Consider the following 26,298-nt stretch of genomic DNA (forward strand, 5'->3'; position numbering starts at 1 on the left):
CTTGCCATACTGTTGGAAAACATCGAAGCGTTGAAAGCAGATAACAGCGCGTGGGAAGAAACGCCAGCAGGCAAAGCAATCACTTATCAGCTTCGTGATTATCGCGGTGCTTATCTGTTTTCTAAACTCATCAGTGAAGCGTTCCTGCCGGGTCATGGTTTCCCGGTTGGCGTGGTCAATTTCAATTATCTGACTGCGGATGAACTGGAAAGACGTCGCGCAATAAAAGCCACTCAGGCTGACCCTAATGAAGGGGGAGAAAACTTTTCTCGCCGCATTGAAAAACTGCCCAGCCGTGACCTGCCCACAGCATTACGTGAATATGCTCCTGGTGCTGATGTGGTATTGGGCGGAAAAGTATATCGTTCCTCGGGTATTATGCTTGGTAAAGTACTTGCCAGCGGGCAGGAGCTGTCTGGCGATCATCATATTCCGTGGTTCTGGCATTGCCGTAAATGCGGCGCGGGAGCGACCAGCGCCACCCGGCCTGTCGAATGTTGCCACTGCAAGGCAGATATACAGCAGCTTGATGTGAAGCGGTATTTACAGCCTGTCGGTTTCGCGACAGACATTCGTTATCAGGCACATAATGATGTATCCATGCCTGCGCAACTTCCCTGGAAAGATCCTCGTGTTCTTGTACCTTCTTCGGTATGGGTCTCCTTACCCGATGCTGGACTCGGACGTTACCGTTTTAGTCATAGCGGGGAATTGTTCCACTTTAGTGAGGGTGAATTTGGTCATGGCTACGCAATTTGTCTTTCCTGTGGCCGGGCAGAATCTCAAACCCAGCCCCAGCGTACTCCGGAGAATCTAAAGAACCCGGAGAAGGAAAATACACACTACCTGTTGAGAGGCGGTAGTAATGATCGGCAGGGGAACAATAAATTGTGCCACGGTCATGTTCATAAAGATCTGTGGTTGGGATATAGCAGCCGTACAGATATGGTTGAGCTGCAACTCAGTGATGATAGTGGCTTACTGATCAGGGATGATGTTGCCGCGCGTTCCCTTGCGGTTGCTTTGCGTGAAGGATTAGCGCATAAATTGGGTATCGAAAATACTGAGCTGGGCGTGACGACACAGCAAGCGCGCGATATCGATGGCTTCACTGGATATTCTATCTTTATTTACGATAATAATGCTGGTGGTGCGGGTTATGCAGTGCAATTGATCGATAATTGGTCGGATGTCTTTAATTACGCCAGAAAATTGCTCGATTGCAGCTGTGATAAATTCTGCCACCACTGCTTGCTCAGCTACGACAGTCAGCATTATGTCGGCAAATTAGATCGTCACCAGGCATTAACCCTGCTCACTAATCTTCGTCTACAGCGGCTTAATCTCGCGCCAGAATATCAGTACTTCGGAGAAAGTAGTCGGGTTGAAACCAACCCACTCAGTTTGCGTATTGCGCAATGCCTGAACAGCGATGTTTATGATTCTTGCTCGTTGGTTCTTGCTGGGTCGCAGGAACAGTGGAGTTTTGCGCAATGGCCATTATTTAAAGAGTTACTCCAGTTTGCTTCCTCTGGGGGCAATGTTGAGTTGCTGATTGCCACGCAGCTGGAAAACTTAGCTGATAGCACCAGACATCAGCTTTCCGCGCTAGCGGCGATACCGGGTGAATGCTTGCAAGTGAAATCTATAGACACTGCGCAACTTGTGCAAGGGAATGGGCACTTACTGGCACAGGTCACTCGTGAGGGGCAAACCCAACAGTGGGCCGCTGCCGACAGTGCCACCGTTTCGCCCGGTGAATTATGGGGACAAAGCTCGGCATCGCCGGTAGTGACGATTAAAGGGGCGTCCAGAAAAACATTCTCGGGTCAGACTTTGAGTGCAGAAGACTTACTGCCAGCATTGCCCGCCGGGGCGGTACGCATCAATCTCAGCCAACAACTTGACGGTCAGGTGGAAGGTTTTGGTTCGCGTTTCTGGGCACTGATAGCTCAGCAGCATGCTGGCTGGAAGAAGGTTTTTACTAATGGACGCGAAATTACTCACGTCCATTATAGTGATCGTTATCTCAATAGCCCATTTACTGTACGTTTGTTAGGTGAAATTTTGACGGAATTGGTTGAACAGGGGCTGGCAGAACGTGCCGAACTCACTGTTTCAGTTAAAAAGTTAGAGTACAGTTCTCGCCAACACGATTCACTCTATAACGCATGGCTTGATGAGCAGGATCGCCAGCAAGTTATGACCACGTTGCTGGAAGAGGGCTACCTTGGGCCAGCCTGGTCAGGGAAAATCTCATGGTTAGCAGGAGATAATCAGAACACCGATCACGGACGAGAACTGACCGTGACCTTCAGCGATGGCAGTGAACATTATGTGTTGCTCGATATGGGACTGAGTTACTGGCGTTGTACAGGTGACACATTCTTCGATTTTTCAGGACGAATACCGAATCAGGTCGAGCGCCTGGCAACATGCCGGGCATTGGTTATAGCCCCGGATAATGGATTGAAGAGTTATATCATCGCAGGCTAAACGAATTCTCCCCCACCGACTCAGTGTGGGGGAGTTGACTCAGCTCACTTTTTAACTATCGCTGTTTGAAATTTATGCGTTATTTCTGCGTATTACATTCCATTTTATCCCCCCTGACGCCACCCTTCATGTTATCTTTAAAGCCCTCTTTTTTATCGCAGTGTGCAGCGACATATCGCTCGGGATAGTGTTATCACCACTGCCTCATACAGACAGAAAAACCGATGAATAAGCAAAATTATGCACCTGGAATGCGGGTGGTTATTCGTGATGCAGAGTGGCGCATTCGCCGGGCGGATGACAGCGGAGATGGTGGTTACCTGCTGACCTGTGATGGCATTTCGGAGCTGGTACGCGGTAAAGAAGGGCTGTTTCTGACAAAGCTGGAGCAAAAAGTCGAGATTCTTGATCCAGCAAAAACAAATCTGGTGGAAGATGAGTCAGCTAATTACCAGGCGGCTCAATTGTACATAGAGAGCCAGCTACGCCAACGTGTCCCGACTGACAGCAAAGTCCATTTTGGACATCAGGCTGCGATGGACTCCATGCCCTTTCAGCTCGATCCCACACGCATGGCACTGGCACAGCCGCGCCAGCGGATACTAATTGCTGATGCGGTAGGGCTGGGTAAAACGCTGGAAGCCGGTATCCTGGTTTCAGAACTGATTCGCCGTGGACGTGGCAAACGCATTCTGGTGCTGGCGGTTAAATCTATGCTTACGCAATTCCAGAAAGAGTTCTGGAGCCGTTTTGCTATTCCGTTGACGCGGCTTGACTCCGCTGGTTTACAAAAGGTGCGTAACCGCATCCCAACCAACCACAACCCGTTCCATTATTTCGATAAGACCATTATCTCCATCGATACCCTGAAACAGGACATCGAATATCGCCACCACCTGGAAAACGCCTGGTGGGATATTATTGTTATCGATGAAGCGCATAATGTCGCTGAACGTGGGACCAGCTCTTTGCGCAGCAAACTGGCAAAATTGCTCGCCGGGCGCAGCGATACGTTGATTATGCTTTCAGCTACGCCGCATGACGGTAAGGCTGAAAGTTTTGCCAGCCTGATGAACATGCTCGACCCGACGGCCATTGCCAATCCGAAAGAGTATGAATACGCCGATTTTGCCGATAAAAATCTTGTTGTGCGTCGCTTCAAAAAAGACGTGAAAGATCAGATGGCTGGCGAGTTTCCGGAACGTAATATCGTCAAATTGATGCACCCGGCAACCGGAGCTGAAGAGGAAGCCTATCGCCGATTGGTTGAGAGTCAGTTCCGTGACGATGATGATGAAGACTCGCGGTCAAATAAAGGCCGCCTGTTCAAAATTACGCTCGAAAAAGCGTTGTTCTCCAGTCCAATGGCATGTGCAAGCGTGGTGGCTAACCGCCTGAAGCGGCTTGATAACCGCAAAGAAATAAACAGTCAGAGCCAGATTAACGAATTAGAGTCACTGCTGCTGGCGCTCAATAATATTGATGCCAGTCAGTTCAGCAAGTATCAGTTGTTGCTTGAGACCATCCGTAACGATCTCCGCTGGAAAGCGAATAACACAGAAGATCGTTTGGTGATCTTTACCGAGAGTATCAAAACGCTCGAGTTCCTTGAGCAGCAACTGCGTTCCGATCTCAAGCTGAAAGACGATCAAATTGCCACGTTGCGAGGCGATCAGGGCGATACAGTTCTGATGGAAACCGTCGAAGCGTTTGGCAAATCCCAGTCTCCGCTGCGCCTGCTCATCTGCTCGGATGTCGCGTCTGAAGGTATCAACCTGCACCACCTCAGCCATAAAATGATTCACTTCGATATTCCGTGGTCGCTGATGGTATTCCAGCAGCGTAACGGACGTATTGACCGCTATGGGCAAAAACACCAGCCACAGATCCGCTACTTGCTGACTGAAGCCAGCGAACCGCAGATCAACGGTGATATGCGTGTGCTGGAAGTGCTGATCAATAAAGACGAACAGGCGCAGAAGAATATTGGCGACAGTTCCGAATTTACCGGCAAATTTACCCAGGAAGAGGAAGAGGAGCAGGTTGCTGAATTCATGATGCAGGACGATGGCGCCAGCCTGTTCGACGACCTGTTGAATAGCAATGTCACTGAAAATTCTGAACACGACCTGTTTGGCGAAATCTGCAGCGCAGTGTCCAGCGATGCTTCGATCGTGACCGAAAGCGACATTAGTCTGTTTGATAATGAGCAGGCATACTGCGAAAAAGCGCTAGGCTATCTGAAGGCCTGCGGCCAGACCGTGCAATACAATACCTTGCCTGATAACACCTTATCGCTGGTCGCACCGGAGGAGTTACGCCGTCGCTTTAACCAGTTACCGCCGGAAATTGCGCCGGAAAACTGGCAGCTTTATCTAAGCCAGGACAAAACCGTTATCACGGAAGCCATTTCGCGTGCGCGCGGTGAGCAACATGCCTGGCCCGATGTGCAGTATCTCTGGCAAATTAACCCGGTCGTGCAGTGGTTAGACGACAAAATTCAGTCTGCCTTTGGTCGCCACCAGGCTCCGGTGATGCGCCTGCCGCACCTGTTTGAGCCTGATGAAGATCACTTCATCCTTTCCGGGCTGTTCCCGAACCGTAAGTCGCACCCGATGGTGAATCCGTGGTTGGTGGTGAGCTTTAACCACGAAACGTTAAGCGGTAGCCTTCCCTTTGCTGAGTTCCTGAAACGACATCCGCAATTGAGAAGCAAACTGACTAACAGTGGTGGTAAAGATCGTAACCACCAGCGTCAGCAGGATCTGCTGGAAGCGGCAATCGCCCATGCGCGGGATGTGTTTGTTCACGATCGAAATGCTTTTGAGGAGCATATCAATCAGCAGCTCAATGAGCATCTGCAAAAGCTGGACGTTCTGCGTGGGCGTCAGTTGAGTCAACTGGAGCTGGATTTTGCCGATAATAAACAGCAGCTTTCAGTGAAACAGAGCCGCAAAGAACAACGTCAGCGCGAAATCGAACACAATTTTGACAGCTACATCCAATGGATTGAGGACACCATGACCACCGAAAAAGAGCCATACATCCAGGTTATTGCTGTAATCACCGGAGCGGAGGGCTAATCATGGCGCTGGTCGGTATTAATAACGAAAACGAGTTTTACTCTAACCACTATCTGGGCGAAGTCTTTACCAGCGATATCCGCGATGTACTGGAACCCTGGATTAACCAGGAAAATGCCGCTCGCGAAGCTGAACGCGCAGCCCGTGAGCTGGGCAAAGAGGTTGAGGCGGGCTACCGCGCACCGTGGAACCAGCTTAACAGCCTGGCGACAGAGTTTTTCCGTAAACTCACTGAACATGAAAAACAGCGCCAGATCCCACAGCGTCTTGCCGATCAGCGCAGTCGCTGGCAGCCGCTGTTAAAGGCATTGGGTTATGAACTCAATCCGCACATTCAGATGCTGGATGACGATACGCCTTTGCCGGTACTGGCTCGTTACAACAGTACCGACGGCAGCCCGTGGCTGTGGATTGTTGAAGCACATGATCAGGATGAAGGAACGCTGGATCCGCTGGCGCTGTCGCTGTTGACCGCGCAGTTCCCGGCAGATACCGATAAACATAAGCGCGACAGTCTGCGTAAAAAAGCGAACGGCGAATACCGTAGCTGGCAGGATCTGCTCTCCACGGTGGTCTTCACGCAAAATGAACCGCCGCGTTTTGTACTGCTGCTTGGCAATCGCCAGCTGTTATTGCTGGATCGTACTAAGTGGGCGCAAAACCGTCTGCTGCGTTTTGATTTTGAAGAAATTTTAAGCCGTCGTGAAACGGATACGTTGAAAGCGACGTCGGTGTTGTTACACAAAGACTCGCTGTTACCCGGCAGCGGTGCGCCATATCTCGATTCGCTGGATGACAATTCGCACAAACATGCGTTTGGCGTGTCGGAAGATCTGAAATATGCCCTGCGTGAGAGCATTGAGCTGTTGGGTAATGAAGCGATGCGTTATCTCATCGACAACGAGCTGGCTTATTATACCGGGAAACGTGCTATTAACCCGGATGAGTTGAGCCGCGAATGCCTGCGGTATATGTATCGTCTGTTGTTCCTGTTCTATATCGAAGCGCGCCCGGAACTGGGCTATGCGCCGATGACCGCCAAAACCTATCTACAGGGCTACAGCCTGGAAACGCTGCGCGATCTGGAGATGATCCCGCTGACCAGCGAAGAAGATCGCAATGGGCGCTACTTCCACGATAGCCTGAATATGCTGTTCAAACTGGTGCGTGACGGCTACAGCGGCGGCGTGAAAATGCAGGGCGACCTGGAGAGCGGCGACCGGATCACTATTCATAGCCATCAGTTCAGCGTACCGCGCCTTGAAAGCCATCTGTTTGAAGCGAGTAACACCCGTATTCTTAACCGCGTGGTGTTTCGCAACGAAACCCTGCAACAAATTATTCAGGCGATGTCGTTAAGCCGCCCGGGTAAAGGACGTTTCAACCGCCGGGGGCGTATCTCCTATCGTCAGTTGGGTATCAACCAGTTAGGTGCAGTGTATGAAGCGCTGCTCTCCTATCGAGGATTCTTTGCCAGTGATGACCTCTACGAGGTGAAAAAAGCTGGAGAAGAGTTTAACGAGCTGGAGACTGGCTATTTCGTTAGCAAAGACGAGATCGGTAAATACCACGACGATGAGAAGGTCTACGAAAAAGACGGCAGCCTGCGTATTCACCGTAAAGGCAGCTTTATCTACCGCATGGCCGGGCGAGACCGCGAAAAATCAGCCTCTTACTACACCCCAGAAGTACTGACCCGATCGTTAGTCAAGTATGCCCTGAAAGAACTGTTTAAAGAGCAGATTGATCCGATTACCGATCCGCATGCCAAAGCCGATGCCATCTTAAACCTCACCGTGTGCGAACCGGCGATGGGCAGCGCGGCGTTCCTTAACGAAGCCATCAACCAGCTGGCGGAAGCTTACCTGTTCCACAAACAGCAGGCGGAAGGTCGCCGCATTCCTCAGGATCGCTACACCCAGGAGCTGCAACGGGTGAAAATGTACATTGCCGACAACAACGTATTCGGCGTGGACTTAAACCCGGTGGCGGTGGAGCTGGCGGAAGTGTCGCTGTGGCTGAACGCCATCAGCGGCGATGCATTTGTACCGTGGTTTGGCTACCAGCTGCACTGCGGCAACTCGCTGGTTGGGGCGCGGCGTCAGGTGTTCAACAAGAGCGAACTGACCTACAAAAAAGCGAAAGATCCGAGCTGGCTTAACAGCGAACCGGCCGAGCTGGCGATGAATGTTCCACGCGAAGAGAAGCAGATTTTCCACTTCCTGCTGCCGGACAGCGGCATGGCCAACTACAGCGACAAAACCGTTAAGCAGCGCTATCCGGATGATTTCAAAGCGTTGGACAGCTGGCGCAAAGAGTTTACCAAAAGCTTTGCACCGCATGAGATTGCCGATGTGCAGCGCATTAGCGGCAAAGTAGAAGCGCTCTGGAACACGTTCCGTCAGCAGCTGAAAGCCGAGCGCCAGAAAACCGCCGACAATTACCCGGTTTGGCCTGCGGATAACACGGTCCAAGTCCGCTCTTCTTTAAGCAGTAAAGACGAAACCTTCAGCGGTCGCCTTGAAGATAACAGTAGCTATCAGAAACTGCGTTGGGTGATGGACTACTGGTGCGCGCTGTGGTTCTGGCCAATCGACAAAGCGCATGAACTGCCGGATCGCGGCATGTGGCTGATGGAGATGGAGACTCTGCTCGATGGTATTGTCGTCACGGAAAGAGTCACTGAAGCCGCAGAACAGGCCACCGGCGATCTGTTTGCCGACGAGGGCATGGTGCGTGAAGAGTCTTCGCTGTTTTCCGGTGCTGGTCGCCTGAAAACCGATGTGCTGTTCCGCCATTTGCCGCGTCTGGCGATTGTTGATGCGCTGAAGAAGCAACATCGTTTCTTCCACTGGGATCTGGAATTCAGCGATCTGTTCGCCGAACGCGGCGGCTTTGACCTGATGCTCGGAAACCCGCCGTGGCTGAAGGTGGAATGGCAGGAAGCTGGCGTGCTGGGCGACTACGAGCCGGAGTTTGTGCTGCGTAAGCTCAGCGCCTCGAAGCTGGCAATGTTGCGTGCTGATACCTTTAACGCCATTCCGGCGCTGGAAGATGCATGGCGCAGCGAGTATGAAGGCTGTGAGGGGATGCAAAACTTCCTGAATGCGCAGCAAAACTACTCGGTGCTGCGTGGTGTGCAGACCAATCTGTATAAATGTTTCCTGCCGCAGGCATGGCGCTTAGGGGCGCAGAAAGGCATGGCAGGGTTTGTTCACCCAGAGGGTGTGTATGACGATCCTAAGGGAGGCCTCTTAAGAGAAGAGATCTATCCAAGGTTGCGTCTGCATTGCCAATATCAAAATGAGTTTTCTCTATTTATTGGAACAAATGATCACGGTCGAATGAAATTTGGTACACATGTTTACTCTATTACCAAATCGAACGAAGTGGGATTTATTAATATAAATAATCTTTTTATTCCCTCAACACTTGATGAATGCTTTGAACATTCAGGCGATGGATTGGTTGGTGGAATTAAAGAGGAAGGTTACATACAAGATGTATACTACAGCCGATGGAATACTAAAGGTCATAAATCCAGGCTTATACAAGTTACAAAAGAGCAGCTAGCATTATTTGCTCGTTTATATGATGAAGCTGATACTCCGGCTTTACAGGCTCGTCTTCCCGCGTTGCATGCAGAACAACTTGTCGCGGTATTGGAAAAATTTGCCAATCAGCCGAGGAGATTAGGTGATTTGCAAGGCCAGTATTTTTCTCTAGAAATGTGGCATGAAACAAACCAGCAACTTGATGGCACTATCGAGCGGAAAACAATGTATCCAAAAGATGCTTATCAATGGGTATTGTCAGGTCCCCATTTCTTCGTGGGTAATCCTTTCAACAAGACACCAAGGGCTATTTGTGAAGCTAATAGCCATTATGATTGCCTGGATCTATTAACCCTCCCAGATGACTATCTGCCGCGAACAAACTACATTCCGGCATGTGACATTCAAGAATATGCTAAACGTACCCCACGTGTTACGTGGACTGAACTGGGTGAAGATGAGCCGAGAAAGGTGACAGATTATTATCGTTTTGTTAATCGCGAAATGATAGGGCCATCTTCGGAGAGAACGTTGATTTCAACAATTGTTCCACCGGGAGTAAGCCACATTAATACTTGCCTGGGTTCAGCATTTAGCAATACTCAAATATTGCTTGATTATTTTTCAATGACGCTTTCCCTACCGTTGGATTATCGGGTTAAAAGTACTGGTATGGGACATGCTAATACCTCCCTTATTAACCAACTGCCAGTACTTACAAATGATGCTTACCGTACAGCGCTACATAGCCGGGCTCTATGCCTTGTATCGCTTGTGAGCAGTTATGCCGACCTCTGGCAATCCTGCTATACCCAAGAATTCAACGTCCAGCACTGGAGCCGCAATCTTCCGCAGTTACCTCAGGATTTCTTCGCTAATTTGACCCCAGAATGGCAGCGTAACTGTGCTTTGCGTTCTGATTACAGCCGCCGCCAAGCGCTGGTGGAAATTGACGTTTTGGTGGCGCAGGCGCTGGAATTAACCCTCGAAGAACTGCTCACCATCTATCGCGTTCAGTTTCCGGTAATGCGACAAAACGAAGCCGACACCTGGTATGATCAAAACGGCCGCATCATCTTTACCCCAAGCAAAGGGCTGGTGGGCGTTGGTCTGCCGCGTACCGCGCGTAAAGCGGACCTGAAAAACGGTTTTGTCTTTGATGTCGACAGCCCTGAATGGACTGGCGGCGACTGCACCGATCAAGCCATCGGCTGGGATGATGTCAAGCATCTGCAAACCGGCACTGTCAGCGTCACTTTTGATGACTATACCCGCAGCGATGAAGGCGAGCGCCGAACCGTCATTTGGCAGGCTCCGTTTATCAAACCCGACCGCGAAGATGATTATAAAGTGGCCTGGGCATTCTTTGCACAAGATAAGGAGAGTGCCTGATGCTGCCTTCCGTTGTCAGTCGGCAGGTTGCCGACAGTGTTGCTTCCTTTTTACGGGCAGCCTTCCCGCTTAACAGCCCGCTGTTTAACGGTGAAGAAAACAATAACGTCTCGATGCTGGAGCAATTTCTGTCACAGCCGGAAACGCTGCTGAAAGGGCCGTATCTTTCCGCTCAGCTGCCGTTTCGTAAAAGTGACTTGCCGCTGAACTTCTTCCCTAACCTGACGCTGCCGTTCCCACCGCACGCGCATCAGGCGCAGGCGTTTCAGCGCCTGGGTATCGAGACGCCTCAGCCGACGCTGGTGGCGACCGGGACGGGTTCCGGTAAAACGGAATGTTTTATGTTCCCGCTGCTTAACCATTGTGCTGGGGCATCAGAGGCCGGTGTTAAAGCGATCATCATTTACCCGATGAACGCCCTGGCAACCGATCAGGCCAGCCGTTTCGCCAAAACCATCGCCAGCGATCCGCAACTACATGGCAAAGTGACTGTCGGCCTGTTTGTCGGCGACAGTGAAATCGAGCCCAGCAAAAAGATGTCTGCGGATAAAGTCATCACCTGCAAACATACCCTGCGCGAGAACCCGCCGGATATTCTGCTGACCAACTATAAGATGCTGGATTACCTGCTGATGCGCCCCGGCGATCAGAAGCTCTGGCGCTATAACCAGCCAGGGTCACTGCGTTATCTGGTGGTGGATGAACTGCATACGTTTGATGGTGCGCAGGGGTCGGATTTGGCCTGCCTGGTGCGCCGCTTAAAGCATCATATCGGTGTCGATGACAAGCGTTTTGCCTGCGTGGGGACGTCGGCTACCGTAGGTGACGAACTGGGGCAACTACTCGATTACGCGAAAACGATCTTTGATCAACCGTTTAGCGATGACGCGGTTATTCGCGAGGATCGCTACACGGCGGCGGAGTATCTGCAAGGTTATACCATCGAGTATAGTCAGTATCCGGGCCAGGATGTCAGCGCTGCGCTGGATCCGCAAACGTACGCCAGCCCGGTAGACTATCTGAACGGACAAATTCCGCTGTGGTTCCCGGATAGTTCACTGCAATTACCTGCCGATCTGAACAGCGATCGCGGACGTGAAAAGCGTATTGAGTTGGGCGCATTGTTACGTCACCACAGCATCCTGCACGTACTGCTGGAGGATTTGCAGGGCGGTATTTTGTCGGAACAGCAGTGCCTGGAAAATCTCCAGGTGATGCTGGCGGAAAGCGCCGGGCATGCGACCCGCGTGCTGCAAAGCATTCTGGCACTGATTGCCCAGGCACGCCTGGAGGTTCCAGAAAAACAGGAAGATCGGGAAAAGCGCCTACAGGCGAATAAAGCACGTCCCGTTCTGCCTTTTGTGCAACTACGTTCTCAGCTGTGGTTGCGCGAGATGCGCCGCCTGGTTGCCAGCGTGTCAAAAACACCTGAGCTTGTTTTTGCTGATGATGTCGCGGTGGAAGATCGCGAACATTATCTTCCTGTTATTCACTGTCGTGACTGCCATGCTACCGGGTGGGCGAGCCTGCGCCATGGTCAGAGCGTTCAACTCGAAACTGATCTGGACGGTATTTATCGTCAGTTCTTCGAAAAAGGCCGTTCTATTGTACTGGCCTTCCCGGATAACAACGATAAACCTGTCAGCGGTGTTCACCAGAAGCTGTGCCCTTCCTGTTTAAAGCTCAATAAGCAATCTAACGTGCAGTGCGGGCATTGTGGCCATACTGGTCTGCTACAAGTACTTATCCCGGATATGCTCAAAGAGCGTAAGGATGAACTGGAATTTGCCAACGAATGTCCGTACTGCAACAGCAAACAGGGTATTTCGATTCTTGGGTCACAGGCAGCCAGCCTGTCGGCGGTGATGATCCATCAGCTTTATGGCAGCCAGTTCAACGAACATAAAAAACTGATTACGTTTTCTGACTCGGTACAGGATGCCGCACACCGCGCCAGTTTTTTTACCGCCCGAACCTGGCCGTTGATGGTACGCGGACAAATCGCCAGCGTGTTGGGTGAAAAAGAAACGTTACCGTTGGATGCCTTTGCGACACGTGTCTGCCAGCAGACGCGTGAACGTTCACCGGATGATGCTCATTTTGCCGCGAGCTTCATCGCGCCCAACATGCAGTGGATGAACGATTACCAGACGTTGAAGAACGAAGGCCAGCTGGCAGAGAGTTCCGATTTACCGGAGCTGGTTTCTCTTCGTCTCGACTGGGAGGTATACAGCGAATTTACCCTACGCGCACGAATTGGACGTACGCTGGAGGCCACCGGTTACGCAGCTGCAGGAATCGATGTTGCACGTTTCAATTCAGCGATAACGACGCTTCACCAACAGCTTGTCGAAGAGCTGGGTGATGAAATGGTTGGGGTCAGCGTTGAGCAGGTGGCACACCTGGTGATTGGCGTTCTTTGGCATCAGCGGCAGGCGGGAGCTGTTCTGCATCCGGCTTTCGAAAGTTATCGTCGTGAGGGCAAGACCTTTATGATGACGCAGAAGGAGCGAACTTCACGCTATATGCCATCTATTGGTCCGAAAACGCGTAAACCGGCCTATGCCTCGTTTGAAAAAATAAATGGCTTCCATCGTCTGATTGGTGCGAAATCCAACCCCAGCTGGTATCAGCATTGGATCAACCGAACGCTCAGCAACGGCAATAATCTGTTTATCAGCAGCCTGGCCGAGACGGTTTTACGACGTCTGTTTGCGACACTAAAAATGGCCGGGTTGGTAAAAGACTTTGACACAAAAGGCAAAGAAGCTTGGGGGCTAGTACCTTCAGCGCTGGTAGTGAGCCGAGATGTTGTTCAGCTAAACTGCTCTTGCTGTCGTGAGGTTGTTCGGGCACCGGCCGATCAGGGGTGGCACTGGCGAAACGCGCCATGTCTTTCTCTGCGCTGTGAAGGCCGCTATCAGGAAACTGAAAATACAGTGACCTGGCACTGGGATAATATGGACATCGCTCGTGTTCAGGGGGCAGAGCATACCGGATTACTGAGCCGTGAAGATCGTGAGGCTACGGAACAATCGTTCTACCGCGGTAATCAGCCATGGAATATAAACCTGCTTTCGGCAACACCGACGCTGGAGATGGGTATCGATGTGGGTGACCTTTCTACGGTATTACTCTGTTCTGTTCCACCCGCGCAGGCTAATTACTTACAGCGTATTGGTCGTGCCGGGCGTAAAGACGGCAATGCACTTAACATCACGGTGGCTGAGGGGAACCCGCACGATCAGTTCTTCTTTGAAGAGCCTCTGGAGATGATGCAAGGGCAGGTACAGGCCCCTGGTGTGTTCCTGAACGCAACGGCTATCCTGGAGCGTCAGCTGGCCGCATTCTGCATGGACAACTGGGTGAAAACCGGCGTCCCGGCATCTGCTATCAGCAAAAACGTGAAGCAGATGCTGGACGAGCTGGAGTTTGGACACAAGTCTGGGTTCCCTTATAACTTCCTGCGTTATGTTGAACAACATCATGCGGATATTGCTCAGCAGTTTTCGTCCATCTTCCCGGATCTTACGGAAGACACTCGTCTACAGTTACTGTCATATTTGCAAGGGGCATCAGGGCAGCGTTCTCTGGTTCAACGTATCGAACAAGCATTAAAACTGCTGGTGGAAGATCGCAAATCGTTGCGTTCCCGGATTGATAAACTCAAGCGCAGTATCGACAAGCTGGAGAGCGATCCGCACGATCAAAACTTTGACAGCGATATGCGCGAGTTGACTTCGGAACGTCAGGCGCTGATGGCCCTGGTGAACCAGATCAATAACAAGCAAACGCTTAATTTCCTCACCGATGAAGGATTACTTCCCAACTATGCCTTCCCGGAGGCCGGTATTACGCTGCGTTCTGTGCTGTGGCGGCGTAAAGACGGTGGGGAGACGCGTGAGTATCAGAACACGACCTACGAATACGAACGTCCGGCATCAACGGCGCTGGCTGAACTGGCCCCGTTGAATAACTTCTATGCGGGCGGGCATAAAGTTGAAATCGAACAGATTGATCTTAAATTGTCTGAGCCTGAAAACTGGCGTATTTGCAGCCACTGTAACTACAGCGAGAATATCGATCAGACCGGCGATCAGCATAAATACTGCCCTAAATGCGGCACACCAGGTTGGGCTGATGCCGGACAAAAAACGACGTTACTGAAGCTTCGCCAGGTTTATGCCCGCTCAAGCGCCCGGGACAGCCAGATCAGTGATGAGAGCGATAGCCGAGAACCGGCATTCTTCCAGCGACAGCTGCTGGTCAGCTTCGAAAAAGAGGATGTATCGGCCGCTTATGCCATTGATGAAGGAGAAATCCCGTTTGGCTTTGAGTTTTTGAGCAAAGTGACTCTGCGAGATATCAACTTTGGCAAAATGGCGGATGATGCCAATGAACTGATGATCGCAGGAGAGGCAAAGAAACGCACCGGGTTTAAAGTTTGCCTCGGCTGCGGCATGGTGCAGCGCCCTCGCGATCATGAACCTCGTCATGACCTGAGCTGTAAATATCGCGCTGAACCCGAAAAAGCGAAGTTTGAAGATTATCTCTACCTTTATCGCCAACTGGAATCTGAGGCATTGCGTATCCTGCTGCCAGTGACCAGCTACAGCAACGATCGCGTGGTGGAAGCCTCCCTGGGTGCAGCCATTCAGCTTGGGCTTAAACATTACTTCAAAGGTAACGTGGATCATCTGAAAGGCGTGGTGTATCGCGAGCCGGAAAATGAGGGCGAATCCTGGCGTCAGTATCTGGTGATTTACGACACCGTACCAGGGGGGACTGGCTCACTCAAAGAATTGATGCGTACACCTGACAACCTTCTGAAATTACTTGAGCTGGCCTACAAGGCGCTAGTGGAATGCAGCTGCAACCATGATACGCATAAAGACGGCTGCTATCGCTGTGTTTACGCTTACCGTGACCGCGGGCGTATGAAGTATGTATCAAGAGATCAGGCGCGTCTCTTACTGGCGAAAATCCTGAAGGCCAGTGCTTCTATACGCGTTATTGATTCCATCAAAAACATTTCGCTTGATGCCATGATGGGGAGTGAACTGGAAAAACGGTTCATTCACTGCCTGCAGGATAACAAAAATCTTCTCGTGAGCCGGAGTTATGCCCATCAGAATGCAGGCTGGATTATTAATACCCGTACAGAACCGGCGATGAGCTGGCATCTCAAAGCACAGATTGATTTAGGGGTTAAAGAAGGGGTTGGCATCCTTAGCCGACCAGATTATGTGCTCTACCCTCTGATGCAGTCAGAAAAGATAAAACCGGTAGCAATTTTCCTGGATGGTTTTGCTTTTCATAAAGATAGCGTGTCGGATGATGTCCAAAAACGGCAGGCGATTAAAGACAGCGGTAATTTTTGGGTATGGACACTGACCTGGGCTGACCTTCAAGAACAAGGCATTAAACATGTACAGAATGTTATGGGGCTTGGCCATAATCCGGATATGAAACAGCCTAAGTTTTATAACCTGTTCCATGATACAAACTTTGCTACGCTTGAAGGTTCATTCCGGGAGAGAAACAGTTTTGCACTGCTACTCGATTATCTCTCTGATCCCGGTAATAAAACTATGCTATGGCAGAAAATGGCCGCTGCCTTTGCCTGGGTGTGGCTGGATCCTAAAAAGTCGCAGGATACTGGAGCCAAACAAAAGTACGCCTATGAAATGCAGGAGAACGCTCCCGCTTATCGGTTGAATGCACTTTTGCCTGATGAACCTTTTGTATTTGGTGGTTTACTGGATAGCTGTAGTTCATCACAACAGTTCATTGAGCTGGCAGCTGTTGTACCGCAACAAGCCATTAAATCAACGACAAGCATTGAACAAATGCGAAATTGGTTGAGGCTGCATATTTGCTTTGACGATCGTTATTCCCAGGATGATGGCTATGAAGCCGGATTTAACGGTTTCTGGTGGATGGTGAATTTACTGCAGTTCCTGCCAGATATGACATTTACCAGCCGTAAAGCGGTTCATTTACCGCAGGAGGCTGAAACGGTAAAAATGCAGACTTCGGTTGTAGTGGATATTCAGCCTGACGAGAGCTGGGCAGAAATACTTGAGTTTGGCTTATTGGGCGCAGAAGAAATCGCTTTGCTTCAGTCGTTATCACTACCGGCACCGACGGTTGGATATGAATTGCAGGATGACGATGGCGAAATTATTGCAGAAGCCGATCTCGCCTGGCCATTACAAAAGCAAGCCTTGATTATTGATAATCAGGAGTTTACTGCTTTATTCGCAAGTAAGGGTTGGCACGTTGCATTCGGGCCAATTGACGAAAATACATTGCAGCATCTGTCCGGAGGTGACAAATGACGATTCCAACGCCAAAGGTGGCACTTTCTGATGGTTTTCTGGGGGCTTTTGCGCGGATTCCTAAAGCGCAGCAAAAAAAGGTCCAGGAATTCATCTCTAAGTTCCGCCAGGATCCGACGAGTAATGGGCTGAACTACGAAAAGATCCACGATGCACGCAGCAATAATGTGCATTCCGTGCGTATAGACCAAACCTACCGGGGGATCGTCCTGAAACCTGAGCAGGGTGCTCTGTATATGCTGATGTGGGTGGATAAGCACGACGAAGCCTACGACTGGGCGCGGCGACACGAATGTGCGATTCACCCGGTAACCGGTGCGATTCAGGTGATTGATACCAGCTATATCAAACCTACCCCCGAGCCGACTGTTGTCGATAAACCCAAACTCTTTGCTGCGTATACGGCAGAGCAGATCCTCGCGCTGGGTGTTCCTCCTGTGTTTATTGAGCAGGTGATGGCTCTTGTGGATACCACAGGGCTGAATCAGCTGGAAAGCGTGATGCCAGCAGAAGCCTGGGAGCCCCTACACTGGCTGGCAGAAGGTCTGGATTACCAGGAAGTGCTGGAGGAGTTTAACGATCACCGTGATGAGCCTGTTGATACCAACGACTTTATTGAGGCAATTGAGAGAAGTAAACGTCGTTTCCATGTCGTTGAAAATGAACAGGAGCTACTGCAAATGCTCAATGCGCCACTGGAAAAATGGCGTGTATTCCTGCACCCGAGCCAGCGAAAACTGGTGGAGTCTCCGGCAAATGGTCCGGTGCGAGTGTTAGGTGGTGCAGGCACGGGTAAAACAGTTGTTGCGATGCATCGTGCACGTTGGTTATCCCAACGCCTGGCCGATAAACCCGGTAAAAAAGTTCTGTTCACAACCTTCACCCGTAACCTGGCGGCGGATATTCGCGCCAACCTCCAGCGTTTGTGTAGCCGTGAGGAGATGGCGCGTATTGAAGTTGTTAACATTGATGCCTGGATGAGCGAGCAGCTTAAACGCCATGGATATGATTTCCGCGTGGTCTATGATAGCGATGAAGGGCGACGTAAATGCTGGAACTATGCCTTGCAGCAAGTTCCTGCTGAATTGGGATTACCGGATAACTTTTATTCTGAAGAGTGGCAACGTGTTGTTCAGCCGAATGCGGTTTACAGCCGTGAAGAATATCTGAAGGTGAGTCGTATTGGTCGTGGCACGGCGTTATCCCGTATTCAGCGTGCGAAAATCTGGCCTGTGTTCGAAGAGTTCCGGGCACAAATGGCGCGAGCCAAACTGCGAGAGATGGGAGATGCCATGCATGAGGCTATCATTCTGTTTAAAGAAAAACAGGTGCAATTGCCTTATAGCAGTATCGTAGTCGATGAAGCTCAGGATATAGGCGCACCGGCCTTTACCCTTATTCGTAGCCTGGTTCCAGAGTCTCCTAACGATCTCTTTATCGTGGGTGATGGACATCAGCGTATTTACCGCAATAAAGTCGTTCTAGGTCAGTGTGGGATTAACGTTCGTGGGCGCCGTAGTAAAAAACTGAAAATTAACTACCGGACTACAGAAGAGACGCGACAGTTTGCTGTCGGGTTGTTAACCGGCGTTAAGGTTGACAACCTGGATGGTGAAACTGATGCCAGCAACGATTATTTATCATTGCTTCATGGTGAAAAACCCATGATCACTCATGCTTCAGATTTTAAAGAAGAGGCTGCGACGATTATCAAGCAAATTCAGGCGTTGTTAGCCAATGATGTCCGTTCCCAGGATATCTGCATTACCGCTCGTACGAAGCATGCTTACGAGCGTTATGCTTCTGCTCTGAATGATGCTGGAATCGAGACCTATAATTTAGGTCAGGATAGTGGTGATAGTGATCAACGCCCTGGTGTGCGTATGGCAACGATGCACCGCATTAAGGGGTTGGAGTTCCAGTATGTGTTTCTTGCGGGCATCAACGATGGTGTTGTGCCGGAAGTCAAAGCAATTGCATCTGATGACCCTGTAGAACAGCGCGATGCATTATTTAATGAACGAGCGTTGCTCCATGTGGCTGCAACGCGCGCGGTAAAAGGATTGTTTGTTTCGTCTTACGGTAAACCTAGTTTTTTACTGGAGCCTGAAAGCGAGTAATCCAGCCAGATAACCAGAAGCTACAGCTTCTGGTTATCTGCATTTTAGCACTCATCAATATCGGCCACTGATTTGCTGATTTGGTAAGTGCCAGGAAAGAAAGTGGAACATGGAAGGGCTTTCGCAGTGCACTGATTGCGTGTTGTTAGCCCTGTGGGCATAAGCGACTGACGCAACGAAATGTACATCGAGAAATTTCTGACTGAATACGATGACTCGCTAACGGGTGAGTTGAATGTGGATCCGCTTGGGCAATTAGTCATCTGGTCGTCCTGGGGGCAGGACATCTTTCATAGCCGTATTACTTCTATCGCAAATGATGTACGGCAATATACGCTGAATCTGCTGCATCACAGCGTATTGCGCCAGATACTGGTCGATGAAAAGCTGCAAACTTCAGGCGTGATGAAAGGTCTGTATCCCAAAAAGCAATTACATGAGTTTAGAGTTGCCTGTCTGATCCATTTGGAAAATATTTATATCTACTCCATGCTGGCGGCTGAAAAAAGAGGTGTCACTCTCACTGGTGTGCAGGGTATTAATAAAGCCAGATCTAAATGGAACGCTGCAAATAAAAATCCTCAGATATTTTTTGGTCATGAGAAAAGTAGTGAGTTACTGACTAATCAGATCGCTCTTGGTACCAATGGGCGCTATAAATCGCCAATGATGAAAATGCATTTTTTCTCTACTGATTATCGCTATGATCTGCCGGAAAGCAAGCCAGTGTGGCAGGCAGCAGAGGCATTTATTCGGAATGTACCAGAGCTGAAAAAATTACATGCAGCGGCATTGACTTACATGCAATTGAAAATGCAGGCCTCACATAAGCGCGACCTCAACCCATTTTTCGAAGATATTCCTGTCGGCCTAAAAAAGGCGTATGTAAAGGCATTCCGCGACCCGAAAATGGTCGGGGATTATTCGCGAATATTCTGGCTACAAAGAACGGGGTTAGATAAATATGCAGCGGGTGCTATTTATCGGGTACTCAAGCAGGAACGTTTGGACGAGTTAGAGCTTACAGATGCTGAAGTTTTCAAACGTGCCATGCATCAGGCGAAAAGTATGCCTGAAATGAATGAAAGTGACCTCAGGGCGTTACAACATATCAGTCAGGCGGAGCCATTTTTATCCCTGATCGACCTGATGTTTTCAGGCTTACGCCGACAGAGTAGTCAGACTTTGGCAGAATTTCGTCAATTCTGGCAGTCGCGCGGTCTTACGGAACTTGATCTGCCACAAAAGGCGGCTCAGCTTCTGGAAAATGATGTGCTCCTTTCCTCGCTTTCCGGTACGCCCGCCAGACGTTTTCAGCAACTATTAGCACTGGCCTGTATGCCGTCGCTGGAAGATCAGGTTCGAGGCTTGCTGGATTATCATCACAAGATAATGGAGTCAAGGGGGCAGTTCCCGTGGCTCCTGCTTGAAGGTGATGATATTTTGCTGCAGGTACCACCATGTTCGCTACGCGAAGATCGTCAGAATAGCGACTGGGTAAACCGTTATTATCTACCACAGTTCAGACATTTGCTGAACGGTTTATGGGGGCATTCTGCATGAAGCTGTTAGATGTCTTCAAAAAGCAAATTGCTGATATGGGTATGTTGAAACGTGTCTGGCTCACCACCTTTAATCTGGATATCTCTTTTGTTGAAACGTGGGTACTTCCTGCTGTGTTGGGTATGGACCCGCCCGTTAGTCGTATGGATTACGAAGGTCTGCAGCGTGCGCTGAATGAGAGTGGTATTGATTTCCGCATCTACTGCGATCCGCGCATGATTGCGAAAGAAAAGCCGAAACGTACCTCCATTGCGGTATATCCGGTGTCGGTGCGTAAGCTGGCTCAAAGCGAAGAGTCTTATCTGGATAAAGAGCGCGGGCTGTTTCACCCAAAAGTATTTTATCTCGAAGATCACTACAGAAAGATTATTGTGGGTGCGGGCAGTGCCAACCTTACGCTTAGTGGGTGGGGGCGAAATCAAGAAACTGTGGATTTTCGTTGTGTTGCAAGTAATGCCCAATACCAGCAGGTAAAACGATTTTTTACCACAATTGATAACAGTCTGAATGATGAAGAATTTTTCCCAACCCGTCGCAAGTTTCTCGGTGATGATCCTGATTGGTCATTTATTCACAGTCTGGCTGGTTGCACACTGCTAGATGCATTAAAAAACGGCGGTGAGATTCATACACTCAGTGTTTGGTCGCCTTATCTTGCTGAGGATTTAGCAGGGTTTATCGACAATATTGGGCATGAAGTGCTCGTAGAACTGGTTCCGGATTTGGTTGAGGGACGTTATATCCGCACTCGATGGAGTGACAGTATTCAGGCAATGATTACAAATAAAAAGCTTACCGTGTATCGCTCTCCAGTGCCCAAGGACGATAGGGCATTGATGACCCACGCCAAGCTCTGGCTGGCGAAAAGCAATACCGGTACGCAACTTGCCGTGGGGTCCTGGAATTTCACCAACCCGGGTTGCAGCAGCTTACCTGAGGCAAACTGGAATGTAGAAGCGGGAATTGTGCATCCGGTCTCTCGTAACATCACGATTTGCGGCAAAGAATGGGATGATGTTAATGAAGAGAATTTCGCCAGTGAAGCATTGTTGGAGGAAGAGGCGCTGGAGCCTGATGAACTTCAACCTTTCGATCTGAGCGTTATTTTTGACTGGACTCGATGTGAGTATCAGATTTCCGGGCAATGGTTCGGTGGTAAGCCTGCGTCAGGTTATCAACTGATATTGCCCGGTATCAACGGGGCAAATGAATTGGTATGGAAAGCTACCGGTATAGGTCTGAAATCGCCCCGGCAATTGACGGTATTAAAAAGCAATGCCGTATTGGATAACCCTTTTTATACCCTTCGTAGAACTGGAATAACCGACTGGCAGGGCATGATCGTTGAAAGCGGTATTGAACACCGGCGTGCGTTGAGCTTTAAGTCGCTAGATGACTTACTTAACAGCTATCTGAATTCAGTGGATCCCGCATTGAGTGATCGCCTTATGCTGCGCTGTGCTGGCGCGCAGGATGAAGAGCAAAGTGAGGGGATGGCGCAAGCCATGAATTTAGATGCCACTAGCTATTTCCGCCTCTTTCAGGCTATCCAACAACGGCGCAACTGGCTAGCAGACGCGGACGATGGCACTCAGCTGTATCGTCGTTTGTTCAGTGAACCAGGTTGCTTACAGGAATTGGCTGAAATAGCCAGGGAGCGTATAAATCAACCGACTCAGCTAGTATTTAACTGGTTTCTGGCCCAAGAAGTTAACACTCTGGCCGCTCTGGCAAGAAAGCGTGTTAAAAGCATACGTCACAAACAAGGGGCTGAAGCCATATCTGTGGCTGTGCACTTGTGGGAGTCTCTACAGGTTGCAATTCCCCCCCTAACTAGCGATGCCACTAGCCTACGTTATCTCGCTGCTATCATGGAAGACTGTAGTTATGGCGAATAAGTTAAAACAGATCATTACCCCGGTTGAGGTTTCAGCCGTGATGAATTTCGATGCAACTGATACGCACTGGCAGTATCAATCCGGTGCTTCCAGCATGGCGGCGAAGCAGGCAGAGGGGGTGGCTGGGTTGTGGAATTTGCTGAATAAACAACGACTGGCACTCCTTGCTGATGAAGTCGGCATGGGGAAAACTTATCAGGCGATGGGAGTAATGTTGTTGTTATGGCAGGCAAAACCTGATGCACGCATTCTGGTTATGGCACCTAACAGGACGCTCTGTGATAACTGGGAGAGAGAATTTAGCATTTTCACAGAGATACACTATCGGGCTGAACATAATGCCTTTACCACTTTAGAGGGTAAGACAAAATATGCCCCACAAATTTATGGCAGACTGGCGGAGCTGGCGGCCGCTGTGGAAAAAAAATCTCACCATTTTTACCTTACTACTATCCATTCACTAAGCGGTCTGGTCCCTCCAGATGAAAAAAAAGATGCTTTAAATGCTGCCGCGTCTTATGGCGTGTTATATCGTCAGCAGATTAAGCAAGCTCTTGGAAAAGGAGGGTTTGACTTAATTATAATCGATGAGGCTCATTACTTTCGTAACCGAAGCGGATCACAGCGTGCCGCCGCCGCTCAGGCCTTCTTTGGTGATGCGCAGGACCGGCTGGGGAGCAATGTACTGTTGTTGACGGCAACTCCAAATCACTCAGCATCGCGAAATGTTTATGACATATTTAGCTATTTCAGTGACATGCCAAAACGTTATGCAGAGGATGATGTCCGTGCGCTGATGAATGATTTTGCCATCCGCCGACTGCGCAAAATGCAGGGCAGAGAGAGCAGCCACAGCAAATATGAATATCGTCATGAGCGCGCTAGCATTTCCAGTTTTACTAATAAGATGGATGCTGAGTTGTTTTTTGCTCTATATCAGAAACAACTCGTGGTTCAACTGGACAAAGAGAAAAAGGCAGGTGGCGGCAGGCGCATGCTATATGGCTATCTTGAAGGGTTTGAATCAACGGGCAGTACCGCAAGTGAGCGGGATAATAGTAGTGATGAAGAGGGGCAAATCCATAATGACTTCAACCACGCGCCGGATTCTGCTCTGCTCAATAGCTTGACCCGGCAGTTTCACGATATCTATAACCGCTTTCCAGATCATCCCAAATACGACACTCTGGTAGAGGCCTGCTTTACCAGTGATCCGTTCAAGCAGTCTCAGCCGCTACATTGTAGTAAGCATTTGGTTTTTGTTCGTCGAATACCATCTGTACGCGAAATTACTCAGCGCATCAACGCACGTTATGATGAAATAATGGCTGAGCGATTGATGAATGTCTGGCAGCTACCTGCAAAGGCGCTGGCAGAATGGCGAGAGTCGGGTTGGTCCCGAGATATTTTTGTTAAGCTTTTATCGGAAAAATCCAATGAAAAGTCCGATTTTGATGAGCATATGCTGGAGGACGGGGAGACAGATGAGCCTGAAACGGATAACGAGCTAAAGCTTTCAAGTAAAATTGCCGAGCTATTTGTTATGAAGAAAACGGGCCTGCGCAGTACCGACTGCGCCAACGTTAGTTTGCGTTTCCGTCGCCCTGAAAGCCTCTTTTCATTATTTCTTGAGCCTGCATTGGATGGTACGACCGGGACCTATCATTATCATTACCGCAAAGAGTCTGGTGAACGTCAACGTGACAGCTATGGTGATGCCGCGAGAGATGCCCGGCTGCAGCAGTCGACAACAGCTCAGAAAATCAAATATATCACTGCTTTGCCCACAGCCTGGGGATTGATGTTTCATGAGCTGCCGCAGCCAGCAAAAGAGCAATTGATTAAGTGGCGTGACCAGCCTAACGGTATGGCAATTATTGAGAACTTTGCCAACTATCTTCGCACGGGTTACCTGTTTGCCAGCCCTGTGATCATTGAGCTCTATTGCTGGTTTACAGAGTTCAACCGTCGACCTCAAACAGGTGAGGTCCAGCAGCGATATCAGCATTTTGTAGAATGGGTCACCCCAAAATTGAATGGATCACTGATGCTACGTTATTTTGTGGCTGCCATTGAAACTTTCGAAACGCTATGTGTGAAAATTGTTGGCCAGAAACTAGATAATACTCAATATACTTGGCGCGAGTTCACTAGCTTGAGTAGTCCAAGTTGGTATGCCAGCGGGCAGTCAAAAAATCGCGAACGTTTAATTCGTGGATTTAATTCACCTTTCTTCCCTAATGTTCTGGTAGCAACCTCTGTGTTGCAGGAAGGCGTGAATCTTCATCTTCAATGCAATCAAGTTCATCATTATGGCATCGCCTGGACTCCTGGTGATAACGAGCAGAGGAATGGACGGGTTGATCGCCTCTTTGGTCGAATCAATACAATGCTTCAAGTCCAGGGGGCGGCTGAGATGATTATCAATTATCCCTACCTTGCAGGTACTTTCGACCAGGATCAGTTGGCATCATTTATACGCCATAAACACAGTGTTGAAGAGAAGTTAGATAGTTGCGAGCTGGAGGATTTTGACAGCGAAATTGATATTCAGGAGGATCCTCAAGGTTGGCAAAAATGGCTACGGCATCCTTGTAAGGATAAAGATAAAGAAGATCCTTACCCAGCCAAGTTTGATCAGTAGTGTTTATCATTTATGCGGTAATAATATATCAGGTGGTTGCGAGCAGTTTTTTGCAGGAAACTATTTTAAATAGAAACTGGGGTCACAACACCACAGGTCAGGCAGTATTTTTTTCCATCGCAATCATTTTTACATAAAACGCAGTGCCAGAAAAAACAGTGGTGCAGACACTAGTTCTGCCAGCATAAATCTCAGTTTTCTTTGTCGGCAATTATCCTGACCCTGAGGGGGCCAGAGCGTTATCGTCGAAAGCAATCAAGGAGTTGGCAAAAATAGTATTGGTTCCTACCAGACAATTCGCAGGTCTAACCGTCCCAGCAGGACTGACAGACACCGTGCGGTTGGATGGTTTAAAGGTGTTATGAGGGTGGGAGTAGTGTGGTTCTCACACGATGAGATGCTGGCGTAAAAAATTGCCTTACTTAGAAGACATTCTTACGTGGCCGTCTGCTTGAAGGTCGTTCGGGGACCTCATTGCAACCGAACAGTAACAGCCCATATTTCTGCTGGGTTTTGGTCATATACACCAGTACAAACCGGCTTGCTGTGCCCAGGGATAGGTATTCTGAGTTTTACTACCATCCAGCCAGAACACGACATGAGCATGGTAGTGGTGGTCTTCTGTCCATTCGATAACCCAGAAGAAACCGACCACCGCTTCGAGTTGCATCATACGGTTCATCAGCTTTCGGATATCTCATTCGAGTTGCCGATGATCCCGCAGGAAAAACTTAGCGGTATGATCCTGGTAAAACAGATCTGTTCGGAGTGCCAGCAGGCAGGAATAGCGCTCTATCAGTTTGTCGATATGGTTGTTCAGAAGTGACTGTCGAAACCAGTCTGGCTCCCATCGTTGTTTGTTTTGCATAGGATGAATTTCTTTAGTGCTGGCGAGGGCCAGTCAATGGAATGCACCTGGCCTTAAGGAAGAGCCATGGCTGGGGGAACCGCATGGATTAAGAGGATGGTTGTAAAAAGGGAGTGCCTATTAATTATATTAATTAACCTAAATTAATTTTCACTCCCCAATAACCCTCAAATCCCTTGCATGACTATGGATGAAGCCTGATTCAGTGGCTCCGCTGTCGTCCGCCATGCAAAGCAGACATACTCGTCCATCAGACTGGTCAGCGCAGGGTTTTCAGCCTGCCGGTCATTGATCCAGATATCCATCTCCTTGTCTTTTTTGAACCTGAGGTTGTCGGTC

At 49.5% G+C, this 26,298-nt stretch carries 8 protein-coding genes and 1 pseudogene; 8 read left to right on the plus strand and 1 reads right to left on the minus strand.

The genetic code is table 11. From position 1 onward, the window contains the following. From ERD80_RS13910 to ERD80_RS13945, 8 genes are all read left to right on the plus strand, one after another. Positions 1 to 2,496 (plus strand): DUF1998 domain-containing protein (locus ERD80_RS13910; RefSeq protein ID WP_136547285.1); only part of this gene is annotated, 2,496 nt, incomplete at its 5' end. A 224-nt stretch (positions 2,497 to 2,720) separates the two neighbouring features. Further along, positions 2,721 to 5,579, plus strand: a complete 2,859-nt coding sequence (locus ERD80_RS13915; RefSeq protein WP_058771410.1) for a DEAD/DEAH box helicase — start codon at positions 2,721 to 2,723, stop codon at positions 5,577 to 5,579. A 2-nt stretch (positions 5,580 to 5,581) separates the two neighbouring features. Further along, positions 5,582 to 10,525 (plus strand): class I SAM-dependent DNA methyltransferase, encoded by a 4,944-nt coding sequence (locus ERD80_RS13920; protein ID WP_058771411.1) that lies wholly within the window; start codon positions 5,582 to 5,584, stop codon positions 10,523 to 10,525. Further along, positions 10,525 to 16,866 carry a DEAD/DEAH box helicase gene (locus ERD80_RS13925; protein WP_058771412.1) on the plus strand — a complete coding sequence of 2,114 codons (6,342 nt, stop codon included), beginning with the start codon at positions 10,525 to 10,527 and terminating at the stop codon, positions 16,864 to 16,866. The genes ERD80_RS13920 and ERD80_RS13925 overlap by 1 nt, the downstream gene beginning before the upstream one ends. Next, on the plus strand, positions 16,863 to 18,986 hold the full coding sequence (locus ERD80_RS13930) for an ATP-dependent helicase (RefSeq protein WP_023343028.1): 2,124 nt from the start codon (positions 16,863 to 16,865) through the stop codon (positions 18,984 to 18,986). Before ERD80_RS13925 ends, ERD80_RS13930 begins: the two co-directional genes overlap by 4 nt. A 180-nt stretch (positions 18,987 to 19,166) precedes the next feature. Next, entirely contained in the window at positions 19,167 to 20,549 is a 1,383-nt protein-coding gene (locus tag ERD80_RS13935; RefSeq protein WP_031518863.1) for a hypothetical protein, read from the plus strand. Beyond that, on the plus strand, positions 20,546 to 22,447 hold the full coding sequence (locus ERD80_RS13940) for a hypothetical protein (protein WP_031518861.1): 1,902 nt from the start codon (positions 20,546 to 20,548) through the stop codon (positions 22,445 to 22,447). Before ERD80_RS13935 ends, ERD80_RS13940 begins: the two co-directional genes overlap by 4 nt. Further along, complete coding sequence (locus ERD80_RS13945; protein WP_058771413.1) at positions 22,437 to 25,091, plus strand: DEAD/DEAH box helicase family protein; 2,655 nt, start codon at positions 22,437 to 22,439, stop codon at positions 25,089 to 25,091. The genes ERD80_RS13940 and ERD80_RS13945 overlap by 11 nt, the downstream gene beginning before the upstream one ends. Positions 25,092 to 25,513: 422 nt before the next feature. Here the strand turns inward: ERD80_RS13945 and ERD80_RS22890 are convergent. After that, positions 25,514 to 25,959: pseudogene (locus tag ERD80_RS22890) on the minus strand (inovirus-type Gp2 protein). Between the last annotated feature and the right edge of the window lie 339 nt (positions 25,960 to 26,298).

The sequence above is a fragment of the Pantoea sp. R102 genome, from assembly GCF_004916815.1.
Lineage (GTDB): Bacteria > Pseudomonadota > Gammaproteobacteria > Enterobacterales > Enterobacteriaceae > Pantoea > Pantoea dispersa.

What these genes read in the sequence shown, in the direction of transcription:
- ERD80_RS13915 (WP_058771410.1), top strand. Translation starts at nt 2,721, where the DNA reads ATGAATAAGCAAAATTATGCACCTGGAATGCGGGTGGTTATTCGTGAT.
- ERD80_RS13920 (WP_058771411.1), top strand. Translation starts at nt 5,582, where the DNA reads ATGGCGCTGGTCGGTATTAATAACGAAAACGAGTTTTACTCTAACCAC.
- ERD80_RS13925 (WP_058771412.1), top strand. Translation starts at nt 10,525, where the DNA reads ATGCTGCCTTCCGTTGTCAGTCGGCAGGTTGCCGACAGTGTTGCTTCC.
- ERD80_RS13930 (WP_023343028.1), top strand. Translation starts at nt 16,863, where the DNA reads ATGACGATTCCAACGCCAAAGGTGGCACTTTCTGATGGTTTTCTGGGG.
- ERD80_RS13935 (WP_031518863.1), top strand. Translation starts at nt 19,167, where the DNA reads ATGTACATCGAGAAATTTCTGACTGAATACGATGACTCGCTAACGGGT.
- ERD80_RS13940 (WP_031518861.1), top strand. Translation starts at nt 20,546, where the DNA reads ATGAAGCTGTTAGATGTCTTCAAAAAGCAAATTGCTGATATGGGTATG.
- ERD80_RS13945 (WP_058771413.1), top strand. Translation starts at nt 22,437, where the DNA reads ATGGCGAATAAGTTAAAACAGATCATTACCCCGGTTGAGGTTTCAGCC.